A 13,090-nucleotide genomic window follows, 5' to 3' on the forward strand; every position below is an offset into this window, starting at 1 on the left:
CGTGGTTTCTATCGCGATCGATTAATAAGACAAAACATCAACGAGTAACCTTCATTCGCGGCGTTTTGAGGACATCGATTTCGTTCGGTAAACGAATTGAGAAAGTCATTGAAACACCATAAACCTTTCTCAAGCTGACCAAATATACAAATATTCCCTTATTATAAAAGTCATTGTCGGAAAAAAAAAGAAGTACTTTTGCGGCCCTAGTTTGAGTCGAATCTGATGGGTTTTAAAGAAGAAATAGAACGCCGTAGAACCTTCGCGGTTATTAGTCACCCGGATGCCGGGAAAACCACGCTCACGGAGAAACTTCTGCTCTTTGGAGGTGCTATTCAGGTAGCCGGAGCCGTGAAGTCGAACAAGATAAAAAAGAGCGCCACCTCTGACTTTATGGAGATAGAGCGTCAACGGGGTATTTCCGTAGCCACTTCTGTAATGGGATTCGAGTACCGCGGGAAGAAAATCAATATTCTAGATACTCCTGGTCACCAAGACTTTGCTGAGGACACCTACCGCACGTTAACAGCCGTTGATAGTGTTATTGTAGTAATCGACGTTGCCAAAGGTGTGGAGGCTCAAACAGAGAAACTGGTCAAGGTTTGCCGGATGCGCAATACACCGGTTATTGTGTTCATCAACAAGTTGGATCGCATGGGTAAGGATGCCTTTGATCTTCTCGATGAAATTGAAACGAAGTTGGGCCTAACGGTTTCACCCTTGAGTTGGCCTATAGGTATGGGACAGGAACTAAAGGGTGTTTACAGCCTATTCGAAAAGCAAGTTGTGCTCTTTTCCGCTCATGGAAAACAAGAAGAGGAGAGTTCAGTTGTCATCGACGATCTTGCTGACGAGCAATTGGATAATCTTGTCGATACTCATTTTGCCGATACGCTTAGAAACGAACTCGAGTTAGTCCAAGGGGTATATCCCGAATTTGACTTGGAGGAATATCGAAACGGGTTCATATCTCCTGTCTTCTTTGGGTCAGCCATCAACAATTTTGGCGTTCGAGAACTTCTCGACTGCTTTATAGACGTAGCCCCTCCTCCACAGCCCACCACGACTGAAGAGCGCGTGGTCGAACCTATGGAGGATAAATTTGCCGGATTTGTATTCAAGATTCACGCGAATATGGATCCCAAACACCGGGATCGCATTGCCTTCGTCAAGGTGTGTAGCGGAAACTTCAAGAGAAACACCAACTACCTTCATGTCCGGAACAACAAGCAATTGAAATTCAGCAATCCGACTTCGTTCATGGCCGAGAAGAAGGAAATCGTCGAATTATCCTATCCTGGCGATATTGTTGGACTTCACGACACAGGCAACTTCAAGATTGGCGATACGTTAACCGAAGGGGAAGCCCTTCACTTTACGGGTATTCCGAGCTTCTCTCCTGAGCAATTCAAAATCATTGAGAACGCTGACCCCATGAAGTACAAGCAATTGGCTAAAGGGATTGAACAGCTCATGGATGAAGGTGTGGCTCAGCTTTTCACACTCAAGCAGAACAACCGCAAGATCATTGGAACAGTAGGACAATTGCAGTTTGAAGTGATCCAGTATCGCTTGGAACATGAATATGGAGCCAAGTGCCGGTACGAACCCATCAATGTACACAAGGCCGTATGGATTTCCGGCTCAAAAGAGGACTTGGACGAATTTACCAAGCAGAAGTATCGGAATATGGCCATGGACAAAGATGACCGCTTGGTTTTCATGGCGGATACCTCTTTCGCTTTACAAATGGCCCAGGACAAATTCCCCGACGTCCAATTTCATTTCACTTCTGAATTCGAAACCGCTTAACAGCGTTCCTTTTTTTTCTACATTTCTTGGACTGAAGTCTAGGACATGGGAGAAAAGAACGTAAGACAGGAGTCAACGGCTGGTGAACTGAAGCAGTTCATGAAGCACTTGATCAAGGATATTCGAGCATTGGAGATCATGATTGATCGAGGAATGATCGAAGAAGGGATTCATCGAATTGGAGCAGAGCAAGAACTCTGCTTGATAGATAAAAGCTATCGACCAGCTCCGCGAGCCCTCGAAATGCTGGAAAAGTTGAATCACGATAAGTTTACTCATGAATTGAGTCGATTCAATTTAGAAGTGAATCTTGATCCAGCTGAATTCAAGGGCGGCTGCCTGAAGCAGATGGAGGATCAGCTTCGAAATTGTCTTGAATGCCTTCACAAAGAGCTTGAGCCGCACGAGCTCGATTATATTCTGGTCGGCATTCTCCCGAGTATTCGACTCTCGGATATGACCTTGGACAATTTGACTCCACTCCCCCGCTATTTTGCGTTGAACGATCGTTTATCCGATCTCCGAGGAGAAGCATATGAGTTTCGGATTGAAGGAACGGACGAACTCATCACCAAACATGATTCCCTGATGTTCGAAAGCTGCAATACGAGCTTTCAAATCCATTTTCAAGTAGGCGCAGAAGACTTCACTTCTTACTACAATTGGGCTCAAGCCATTACTGGTCCAGTACTAAGCGCATGTACCAACTCCCCTATTCTATTCGGACGTCGATTGTGGCGGGAGACCAGAATAGCCTTATTTCAACAGTCCACAGATACACGAAGTAATCACCAATATACCCGAGAAGACGCGCCTAGAGTGTTGTTGGGGAATTCTTGGCTGAATGGAAGTATCGTCGATTTGTACAAAGAAGATATAGCACGATACCGGGTATTGATTAGTTCTGAAATTGAAGAGGATTCCTTAGAGCAATTAAAGGAAGGCGCTATCCCAAATTTGTCCGCCCTTAAAATGCACAACGGTACCATTTATAAATGGAACCGGGCCTGCTTCGGTGCGACGAACGGGATTCCGCATTTGCGCATTGAGAACAGATACATCCCTTCTGGACCATCGGTGCTGGATGAGATGGCCAATATGGCATTCTGGTTAGGACTCATGCACGGAATGCCGGACGAGTACCGCAACCTCCATGAAACCCATGACTTCGATACGGTAAAAGCCAACTTTAACCGAGCTTGCCGCATGGGCATGGGTTCCATGTTCCGTTGGTTAGATGGCAAAGTCTACAGCGCTCATGATTTGATCTTACAAATCCTCATTCCATTGGCCAAGGATGGACTTCGCAAGGCTAAAATTCACGAAAAGGATATCACGCGTTATTTGAAGGTCATTGAAGGGCGCGTGGAAACGGGAATGTCCGGTAGTCAGTGGATTCTTGATTCTTTTGACAAGCTCAAGAATACAGGAACTAAAGATGAAATCATGTTGGCGATTACTGCTGGAATTGCGCGTCGTCAAAAAAAGAATACACCAATCCACAAATGGTCTTTGAGCAAAATTGACGAGGCCGGTAGTTGGATCAATAGGTATTGGCGAATTGATCAAATCATGTCCGTGAACTTGATTACGGTTAATGAAAATGATTTGTTGGACATTGTACCGAACATCATGAATTGGCGCCAAATAAGACACGTTCTCGTTGAAAACAACAAGAACGAGCTTGTAGGGCTGTTGACTTCTGGAAATCTGATTCACTACTACTCCACTCGACTGACCGATGAAACGCAAGAGGCGCTGGTCAAGGATGTAATGATCAAGAAACCCATTTGCGTCACACCGGATACGCTGACCAAGGATGCCATCTCTATTATGCGTAAGCACAAGATTGGATGCCTTCCTGTAGTCCGGAGTAAAAAAGAGCTTATCGGCATTGTTACAGAACATGATTTCGTTAATGTTGCAGACCATTTTCTACAGGAATTCTTGAAAGAATAAAGGTGCTCCAAACCGAACTGAAAACTACCTTGGTCGATCGCGTCATTCTCGAAATAGACAGTGGCATTCCTGGACCTACCCTTTTGGTCATAGGAGGAATACACGGAAACGAGCCTTCTGGTGTTGAAGCGCTCGAAAGAATACGCGAGGCCTTTAATCGTGGCACGATAAAGCTAAATCAGGGAAGAATTCTTGCATTACGAGGCAATCGCAGAGCACTCACTGAAGAAGTTCGCTATATCAAAAGAGATTTAAACCGCCTTTGGAAATGGGACTTTCAACATCAATGTCCTATTGATCCAACTTCGGAAGATCCAGATGATGAATACGACGAATACTGTGATCTTCAATACCGAATTCATCGGGCCATTGAAGAACGCGAAGGCCCTATCTGCTTCTTAGACCTACACACGACGTCTGCAGTCAGCCCTCCCTTCATCATGGTCGGAGATACTCTTAGAAATAGGGACTTGGTCGACGGGATTCCGGTTCCCATAGTCTTAGGCGTAGAAGAGCAGTTGGATGGCCCTCTCTTGAGCTATATCAATGAACTAGGGCATCTGTCGGTGGGATTTGAAGCTGGGCAGCATCAGGCTGAAGAATCAGCTGACGCCCATGAGGCCTTAGTCAAGGTCATTCTTTATCGACTAGGAATGCTCAACGAAGAGTACGTAGCTGTTGTGGATAGTGCTCTAGACCAATTGGCGGAACTGGGCGGTCATTTGTCTAATTTCTTTGAAGTTCGACATCGACATGGTATTACTGCGGAAGACGAATTTGTCATGAAGCCGGGCTATGCCAACTTCCAAAAGGTCGAACGCGGTCAAATACTTGCAAAGGATAAAGATGGAATGATTCAAATGCCAGAGGAAGGCCGTGTATTCATGCCGCTATATCAGAAGCAAGGAAATGACGGGTTCTTCCAGATCCGGCGGATCAAACGCTTCTGGCTCGGACTATCTAGAATTCTTCGAAGACTAGGTGTTTACAGGATTCTGCCCCTGCTGCCAGGAGTTCAGAGGGCTGACAAGAATCCTCTCCTCTTGACGATAAACACCAAGATTGCCGGCATTTATCCACGAGAAATATTCCATCTATTGGGATATCGAAAAATTCGGAAAAGCGAAGGTGTTTTGTCCATGCAAAAAAGGCCCTTCGATTTCGAAGAGCCTCCTTTACCTAATAGGTCATAAGCTTTTATTCGCAGACGGTGTCGAACACGGCGTTTAATTCAATTTTAACGTCGGGCCATAGCTTAGAAACGCCATCCGCACTCTTGTGAAGATCGTAGCAGGCTTCATTCAAGCGCTCTACGCCCATTTGGCCATTCCATTCGAAGATGTCAATGACCGCAGACATGTTCAATACGCCATCCTGGAAAGTATAGGGCATAATCACCTGAACCTCTTGATTATTCATGGTGATAATGACTTCCGCCTCTCCGCTTTGTTCCGTACCTGAAAGACCAGCTACACGACCGTAAATCACTTCCGTATTTATGCTCCCGAAAAAATAATCGATGATCTTCTTATTGCGATCCTCATTGTTGGACTCTACAGATGTAATCGGAATCTTAAACTCGGTGTTGGCCACTGCATCCATTATACTGGGTGCATTTTGGATATTGGCGGTAACTATCTCGGTAAACGTCCCGCTAACCCCTACTTTTTCCGTGAACTTATATCCAGTCCAAGTCATGCTTGTTGAATCTGCATTGAACACGTAGTAGCAGTTCTCACCTTTCGCTTCTTCCGTTTCCGAGGTTCCTTCGTTGCCTCCTGAGTTTGGTGCACATGAGGCTGCTAACAAGGCGATGCAAAGGGTGTAAATAAATCTTTTCATGAGGGAGGGTTATTGTTTAATCGCTTTTAAAGTATTCAACAGCAGTGCTGCTCTTGTCATGGGGCCCACTCCACCAGGAACGGGTGTCAGAGCGGAGGCCTTGGCCGAAACGCTAGAGAACTCCACATCGCCTTTGAGTCGATAGCCACTTTTGGTTTCTGTCGAAGGGACTCGCGTGGTCCCGACGTCAATGACAACAGCGCCTTCCTTGACCATATCCGCAGTGACGAACTCGGGTTTGCCGATGCCTACAATAAGTATATCTGCGGATTGCGTCAATTCTGTTAGGTTTTGTGTACGGCTGTGAGCCATGGTAACTGTAGCATTTCCAGGGTAGCTGTTTTGACCCATCAGAACAGCCATCGGCGCTCCGACAATGTGACTACGTCCAAGGACAACGCAATGTTTTCCTGAGGTTTCAATTTCGTAACGCTTCAATAGCTCGAGAATCCCCATAGGCGTAGCGGGCAAAAAGGCATCTAAGCCCAGAGCCATACGTCCGTAGTTCGAAGGGTGAAAACCGTCGACATCCTTCCGGGGGTCCACGGCCTCAATGACCTTCTGCTCATCAATATGTTTTGGAAGAGGTAGCTGAACAATAAAACCGTCAATGTCCTCATCGGCGTTTAGAGCGGCCACTTCATCGAGCAGTTGCTCTTCGGTGACCGAATCGTCCATGGTAATGAGCGTAGAGTTGAAACCAACTTGCTCGCAGTCGCGGATTTTCCCCGCGACATAGCTCTTAGAACCTCCGTCCTCTCCTACGAGTATGACGGCTAAATGCGGGATTTTGTGACCATCGGCCCGCAGGGCCTTTACTTCTTCGGCAATTTCTTCTTTAATGGCCGCCGCCGTGGCTTTTCCGTCAATCAGCTGCATAGTTTGCTTTTACATGCCGGGCATCTTCCCGCGCATGGCATTCATCATATTCATCATTTTGCGACCACCGCCGCCTTGCATCATCCGCATCATTTTGCTCATTTCGCTAAACTGCTTGAGCAAACGGTTCACCTCCTGAACACTGGTTCCAGAGCCCTTGGCAATACGCTTCTTGCGAGATCCATTGATGATTTTAGGGTCTTGGCGCTCCTTGGGGGTCATGGATTTAATGACCGCTTCAATGTGCTTAAAGGCATCGTCATCGATTTCCACGTCGCGCATTGCCTTCCCCATTCCGGGGATCATGCCCAACAAGTCCTTGGTGGAGCCCATCTTCTTGATCTGTTCGATTTGCTTCAGGAAGTCGTCGAAATCGAACTTGTTTTGAGCAATTTTCTTTTGGACACGACGCGCCTCTTCTTCGTCAAATTGCTCTTGAGCTTTTTCTACGAGGCTCACCACATCCCCCATTCCGAGGATTCGGTCCGCCATCCGTTCCGGATAGAAAATGTCCAAGGCGTCCATCTTCTCTCCCGTTCCGACAAATTTGATCGGCTTATTGACTACCGTTCGAATCGAAAGTGCGGCTCCACCTCGGGTATCACCATCTAATTTGGTAAGAACGACACCGTCGAAGTCCAGTAGATCGTTGAAGGCTTTGGCAGTATTCACGGCGTCCTGTCCCGTCATGGAATCTACCACGAATAGGATTTCATCAGGGTTCACCGCGTCTTTGATGTTCGAAATCTCGTTCATCATCTCCTGGTCCACAGCCAAACGACCTGCGGTATCCACGATGACAAGATTCTTACCATTTGCCTTGGCATAGGCCACCCCTTTTTGGGCTAGGTCAACTGGATTCTGGTTTCCTTCTTCAGAAAACACCTCTACGCCAATTTGCTCTCCGAGTACTTTAAGCTGATCAATCGCCGCTGGACGATAAACATCACCAGCCACCAATAGCGAGTGCTGTGCACGTTTGCTCTTCAAATACTTCGCAAACTTGGCACTGAAGGTGGTCTTACCTGAACCCTGGAGCCCAGCAATCAAAACGACTGTTGGCTTTCCAGAGAGATCAACTTCTTCGTGCTCGCCGCCCATCAATTCGGTCAATTCGTCTTTGACGATTTTGACCATCAATTGACTTGGCTTCAAACTGGTCAGCACCTTCTCTCCAATGGCCTTTTCCTTCACGCGGTTGGTGAAGTCTTTGGCGATCTTGAAGTTGACGTCAGCGTCCAACAAGGCGCGACGGACTTCTTTCAAAGTGTCCGCTACATTGACCTCCGTAATTTGCCCATGGCCCTTGAGGACCTGAAAGGCTTTCTCGAGCTTATCGTTAAGATTTTCAAACATCTCTTATCTGCTTACATCTGATCGGGAACCGTGATACCCAACGTCTTCATGGACGATTTGATCACGTGCCCCACAAATTTACTCAATTGGACCCTAAAGGCCACTTGTTCTGCTTCTTCCGCTCCAAAGATGGACACCTGCTGATAAAAGCCATTGTACGCCTTGACCAACTCATAGGTGTAGTTGGCCATTAAAGCCGGGCTCATCTCCGCAGCAGCTTGCTGCACCACTTGCGGGTATTCCGCCAATTGCTTGATCACATCCTTTTCCGAAGGGTGCAGCGTTTTGACCCTCACGGGTCGATGGTGCTCATCCCCTGCACGACGCAACAAGCTTTGGATTCGCGCGTGCGCATATTGGATGAAAGGGCCTGTATGTCCATTAAAATCAATCGATTCCTCTGGATTAAACATCATTCGCTTCTTGGGATCTACCTTGAGAATAAAGTACTTGAGCGCACCCATGCCGATGTTGTGAAACAATTCGGCCTGCGCTTCTTCACTCATGCCGTCCAACTTACCCAAATCCTCAGCGATTTCGCGAGCGCTATCGTCCATGCCCTTCATCAGATCATCCGCATCGACAACCGTGCCTTCTCTGGATTTCATTTTTCCTGAAGGAAGGTCGACCATACCATAACTCAGATGATGCAATTCCTTCGCCCAAGAATAACCCAGTTTACCCAAAATGAGGAAGAGGACCTTGAAGTGATAGTCCTGTTCGTTACCGACGGTGTAGATAAGTTGATCTATATTGTAGTCTTCAAAACGCTGCACTGCAGTACCCAAGTCTTGTGTCATGTACACAGCCGTTCCATCGGATCGAAGCAAGAGCTTTTCATCGAGTCCGTCTTCCCGCAGGTCGCACCAAACCGATCCATCTTCGCGCTGATAGAACACTCCTTTAGCCAAACCTTCATCCACCAAGGATTTCCCGAGTTTATAGGTGTCGCTTTCGTAGTAGTTTTGGTCAAAGTCTACCCCTAGGCGCTCATAAGTCTGATCAAAACCTGCATAAACCCAGGTATTCATCTGTTCCCAAAGGGCAGTTACCTCTGCATCACCAGACTCCCAAGCGCGAAGCATCTCTTGAGCTTCCAAAAGGAGGGGTGCTTGTTTTTTAGCTTCCTCCTCTTCCATTCCACTTTCGACTAGGTGGGCCACTTCCGCTCTGTATTCTTGATCGAAACGGACGTAGTACTTACCGACCAAATGATCTCCTTTCAGGCCTGAGGATTCGGGGGTCTCCCCTTCTCCAAACTTTTTCCAGGCCAACATGCTCTTGCAGATGTGAATTCCGCGATCGTTAATGATCTGGACCTTCAATACACGTTTTCCTGCGGCCTTGTACAGCTCGGAGACGGAATAACCAAGAAGGCAATTTCGGATGTGACCTAAATGAAGCGGTTTGTTGGTGTTTGGAGAACTGTACTCCACCATCACGGCAGGTGCTGATTCATCGGGTTCAACCAACCCAAAGGAATTATCCGCAGCATGATCGCTGAAAAAATCCAACCAAACAGAATCCTCCAATTCGAGGTTCAAGAATCCTTTAACCACATTAAATCCAGCTACCCAATCGTGATGCTCCACGAGGTAATTGCCGATCTCTTCTCCGGTTTCTTCCGGTTTCTTCTTGGATACTCGAAGCAAAGGAAAAGTCACCAGAGTGATTTCACCAGGAAACTCCTTCCGGGTCTTCTGAAAATTGAGTTGGGTTTCGGGCAACTCGGTCCCGTATAGTTTTGAAATGGCCTCAGCTACAGCTGGTCCCATTTGGACCTCTAGGTTCATCCTTTTAAACGGTTCTCGAGGGTTAATGCAGTTTTTTCTAGCAATTGAAAGGCAGTATCGGCCATCACATTGCCTTTGGTATCCAAACACGGATTGATCTCAACAAATTCCATGCAGCAGACCTTGTCATATGAAGCGAACTCGGTTAACAAGTCTTCCGCCTCGCTTTCCCAAATTCCATTGTGCACGGGTGTGCCTGTCCCCATGGAAATGGTCGCGTCCATGGAATCTACATCGAAACTGATGTAAACCCGATCACAATCAGACAGGCGCTCCATGATTTCACGTGCGATGGGACGTCCTCCGCGGTTATGAACCTCTCCAACTCGATAGTTCACGATGTTCTGATCCGCGATCAAGTTGTCTTCTGGCTCTTCAGTGTCTCGTACAGCAATAAAGAACAGGTCTTCTGGACGAACACGAGGTGCGTCTCCCTTCATTCGGTTCCAAGCTTCAAGGGTTTCCCCTCGGACGTCATTGATCTGATTGGCTTCATTATTCATGGCCAGTGCTGTAGCTAAAGGCATTCCGTGTACGTTCCCGCTCGGGGTCGTGTAGGGCGAATGAAGATCCGCATGGGCGTCGATCCAAACCACTCCTATTCTTTCGTTCGGATAGGCTTTGTGGATTCCCGCAAGTGTTCCGCCCGCTACACTGTGGTCTCCACCGATGATCAATGGAAGATCCCCTTCTCCGAGTACACGAGATACTACCGCTTCAATTCGATCGAACTGATCGGCAATAGCCGAGATGCGAATTCCGTTTGGTGTATCAACAGGATCTAATAGATGCTCGTTGGCTGTGGGAATGTCCTCCCATTTGTGACGCGCAAAAAACTTGCTTTCTGCATTGAATGCAGAAACTTTAAGCGCTTCAAAACCAAGGCTTGCCCCTCGTGTTCCCGCACCGAGTTCAGAAAGGGAAGTCAACAGCTTCAATCGGTTCATAAATTCCGTTAATTAGGAGCGCAAATCTACGGAATTCCCATGGCCTGTAGCGATGGGTTAACTTTTGTATTTTTGACGCTGACCGATACCTATGGCCCAAGCAAAAAAAACCAAGAAGACCTCCAAAAGAAAGAAGAAGATCAACGAGAACGCGTGGTATCGTCGAAAGAGTACGCATACCATCGTAGGTCTTGTTTTGCTCTTTGCAAGCGTCTTTATGTTCATATCCTTCGTTAGCTTTTTCTTCTATTGGAGTTACGACCAAAGCGAACTCGGGAAAGGAGTACTGGCCAGCGATGTACGTAATCTACTAGGCCAAGCTGGAGCCCTGGTAAGTCATTTCTTTGTTTGGCGATACTTCGGTGTCAGCGCTTTCTTTATTCCCTACTTCCTGTTGATTCTGAGCATTAAGGTGCTCTTCCAGTCCGAACGCGTGAAACCCCGGAAACTCCTTTGGAGAGGTCTACTAGCGATGGTCTGGTTTGTCGCTTTGACCGGTTTGCTCTTTAGCGAAACGCATCCCGTATGGGCCGGTGGAGCTGGAAATGCCATTTTCTTATGGATGCGTCAAGGAATAGGAACGGTAGGTACAGCACTGGTTTTGTTCTTTACCGTTTTGGTCGGAGTGGTTCGGTTCTTTAATATCTCTCCAGCACATGTCCAAGGCTGGTTCCGTCGTCCAAAGAAAGAAGAAGTTCGTGAAGAAGAGGCTGGATCAAATGCCGCTGAAGATGCGCTTCCTGAATTGGAACCGGAACCCGAAGCACAAAGCATAGACTTGAGTGCTGCTCCCCCAACTCCAGAACCCATTCCAGAGCCGGAGCCTGCTGTTGAGCTACCCGTTGAGGAGGAAATGACTCCCAAAGTTGAAGATCGTGCCGTTGAGGCACCAAAACCAGAAGCAGCAGATGACGTCGAGCTCAGCGTTGAGGAAACGGTTGAAGAAGAGGTCAGTGACGCGGATGCCAAGGCAAAGCGTAAAGTGGAGGATTACGGTGCGTATGATCCACGACTTGATCTTTCGAAATTCAAGTTTCCGACAATTGACCTTCTCAATGACTACGGCAAGGCCAACATCACCGTCGATCAGGATGAGCTGGAGGCGAATAAGAATCGGATTGTTGAGACACTTCGGAACTACAAGATTGAAATCGCCAAGATTAAGGCAACCATAGGTCCAACGATTACGCTCTATGAAATCGTCCCCGAAGCGGGTATTCGAATTTCGAAGATTAAGAACTTGGAAGATGATATTGCACTCAGTCTTTCTGCGCTTGGAATTCGAATCATTGCCCCTATTCCCGGTCGCGGAACCATAGGTATAGAAGTACCCAATACCAAGAAGAACATTGTTTCGATGCGTTCGGTGATTGCCTCGGAGAAGTTCCAAAATTCAGACATGGAACTACCAATTGCAATGGGTAAGACCATCTCGAACGAGACCTTTATTACGGACTTGGCCAAGTTGCCTCACCTTCTCATGGCTGGTGCCACTGGGCAAGGAAAATCGGTTGGACTCAATGCCATTCTCGTCTCTATACTTTACAAGAAGCATCCATCTCAGGTCAAGTTTGTATTGGTAGACCCGAAGAAGGTGGAACTCACGCTCTTCAATAAGATAGAGCGACACTTCTTGGCCAAACTGCCCGGTGCAGAGGAGCCCATCATAACAGACACGTCCAAAGTGGTTAATACCGTTAACTCACTCTGTATTGAAATGGATGAGCGCTATGAGCTATTAAAAGAAGCTCAATGCCGAAACATCAAGGAATACAATAAGAAGTTCATCGAGCGGCGGTTGAACCCGGAGAAAGGACATCGATTCCTACCATATATCGTGTTGGTGATTGATGAGTTTGCCGACTTGATCATGACCGCTGGCAAGGAGATTGAGACACCAATAGCCAGATTAGCCCAACTGGCCCGGGCGATTGGGATTCATTTGATTGTAGCCACACAAAGACCATCGGTCAATGTCATTACAGGCATCAATCAAGCCAACTTCCCGGCCAGGATTGCCTTCAGGGTTACATCCAAAATCGACTCCAGAACTATTCTTGACGCTGGGGTGCCGACCAATTGATCGGTCGGGGTGATATGCTGATGTCCACCGGAAACGATCTTATTCGTCTGCAATGTGCTTTTGTGGACACACCTGAGGTGGAGAAGATTACGGACTTTATTGGTGGCCAGCGCGCCTATCCCGAAGCCCACCTACTTCCAGAGTATGTAGGTGAAGAAGGCGGCGGTGTCGGGGACCTTGATTTGGACGATCGAGATAGCATGTTTGAAGATGCGGCACGCATTTTGGTTCAACATCAGCAGGGATCAGCCAGTCTCCTGCAACGAAAGTTAAAGCTTGGATACAACCGAGCTGGTCGTATCGTTGATCAACTCGAAGCTGCCGGCATCATTGGTCCTTTTGAAGGATCGAAGGCTCGGAAAGTATTGATCCCCGATGAAATGGCTCTAGAAGAGCATTTGAGAAAAGAAAAAGAATAG

The 13,090-nt window shown here is 47.3% G+C and carries 8 protein-coding genes and 1 pseudogene; 4 read left to right on the plus strand and 5 right to left on the minus strand.

Features of this window, described 5'->3' with window-relative positions; all coding sequences use genetic code 11:
* The first annotated feature begins 225 nt into the window (after positions 1 to 225).
* The 3 genes from HZ996_09820 to HZ996_09830 are packed head-to-tail and all read left to right on the plus strand — an operon-like array spanning position 226 to position 4,964.
* Positions 226 to 1,812, plus strand: a complete 1,587-nt coding sequence (locus HZ996_09820; GenBank protein QTN39425.1) for a peptide chain release factor 3 — start codon at positions 226 to 228, stop codon at positions 1,810 to 1,812.
* A 45-nt stretch (positions 1,813 to 1,857) separates the two neighbouring features.
* Positions 1,858 to 3,771, plus strand: a complete 1,914-nt coding sequence (locus HZ996_09825; protein ID QTN39426.1) for a CBS domain-containing protein — start codon at positions 1,858 to 1,860, stop codon at positions 3,769 to 3,771.
* Between the two features lie 2 nt (positions 3,772 to 3,773).
* Positions 3,774 to 4,964 carry a succinylglutamate desuccinylase/aspartoacylase family protein gene (locus tag HZ996_09830; protein QTN39427.1) on the plus strand — a complete coding sequence of 397 codons (1,191 nt, stop codon included), beginning with the start codon at positions 3,774 to 3,776 and terminating at the stop codon, positions 4,962 to 4,964.
* A gap of 4 nt (positions 4,965 to 4,968) precedes the next feature.
* Here the strand turns inward: HZ996_09830 and HZ996_09835 are convergent, their stop codons facing one another.
* Genes HZ996_09835 through HZ996_09855 form a run of 5 tightly spaced genes read right to left on the minus strand, consistent with a single transcriptional unit; the run spans position 4,969 to position 10,588 of the window.
* The gene (locus HZ996_09835) at positions 4,969 to 5,613 is read right to left on the minus strand and encodes a YceI family protein (GenBank protein QTN39428.1); all 645 of its coding nucleotides are present in this window, start codon (positions 5,611 to 5,613) and stop codon (positions 4,969 to 4,971) included.
* Between the two features lie 9 nt (positions 5,614 to 5,622).
* Positions 5,623 to 6,492, minus strand: coding sequence for a bifunctional 5,10-methylene-tetrahydrofolate dehydrogenase/5,10-methylene-tetrahydrofolate cyclohydrolase (locus tag HZ996_09840; protein ID QTN39429.1), 870 nt, complete (start codon positions 6,490 to 6,492; stop codon positions 5,623 to 5,625).
* Between the two features lie 9 nt (positions 6,493 to 6,501).
* A complete protein-coding gene (gene ffh, locus HZ996_09845) occupies positions 6,502 to 7,848 on the minus strand; it encodes a signal recognition particle protein (GenBank protein QTN39430.1) in 1,347 nt (448 codons plus the stop codon).
* 11 nt (positions 7,849 to 7,859) lie between these two features.
* The gene (locus HZ996_09850) at positions 7,860 to 9,641 is read right to left on the minus strand and encodes an arginine--tRNA ligase (GenBank protein QTN39431.1); all 1,782 of its coding nucleotides are present in this window, start codon (positions 9,639 to 9,641) and stop codon (positions 7,860 to 7,862) included.
* Positions 9,638 to 10,588 carry an arginase gene (locus tag HZ996_09855; protein QTN39432.1) on the minus strand — a complete coding sequence of 317 codons (951 nt, stop codon included), beginning with the start codon at positions 10,586 to 10,588 and terminating at the stop codon, positions 9,638 to 9,640. The genes HZ996_09850 and HZ996_09855 overlap by 4 nt, the downstream gene beginning before the upstream one ends.
* A 91-nt stretch (positions 10,589 to 10,679) precedes the next feature.
* Between HZ996_09855 and HZ996_09860 the strand changes: the two are divergent.
* Positions 10,680 to 13,090 (plus strand): annotated as a pseudogene (locus HZ996_09860) (DNA translocase FtsK).

Source organism: Cryomorphaceae bacterium (assembly GCA_017798125.1).
Lineage (GTDB): Bacteria > Bacteroidota > Bacteroidia > Flavobacteriales > ECT2AJA-044 > ECT2AJA-044.

What these genes read in the sequence shown, in the direction of transcription:
- HZ996_09820 (QTN39425.1), top strand. Translation starts at nt 226, where the DNA reads ATGGGTTTTAAAGAAGAAATAGAACGCCGTAGAACCTTCGCGGTTATT.
- HZ996_09825 (QTN39426.1), top strand. Translation starts at nt 1,858, where the DNA reads ATGGGAGAAAAGAACGTAAGACAGGAGTCAACGGCTGGTGAACTGAAG.
- HZ996_09835 (QTN39428.1), bottom strand. Translation starts at nt 5,613, where the DNA reads ATGAAAAGATTTATTTACACCCTTTGCATCGCCTTGTTAGCAGCCTCA.
- HZ996_09840 (QTN39429.1), bottom strand. Translation starts at nt 6,492, where the DNA reads ATGCAGCTGATTGACGGAAAAGCCACGGCGGCGGCCATTAAAGAAGAA.
- ffh (QTN39430.1), bottom strand. Translation starts at nt 7,848, where the DNA reads ATGTTTGAAAATCTTAACGATAAGCTCGAGAAAGCCTTTCAGGTCCTC.
- HZ996_09850 (QTN39431.1), bottom strand. Translation starts at nt 9,641, where the DNA reads ATGAACCTAGAGGTCCAAATGGGACCAGCTGTAGCTGAGGCCATTTCA.
- HZ996_09855 (QTN39432.1), bottom strand. Translation starts at nt 10,588, where the DNA reads ATGAACCGATTGAAGCTGTTGACTTCCCTTTCTGAACTCGGTGCGGGA.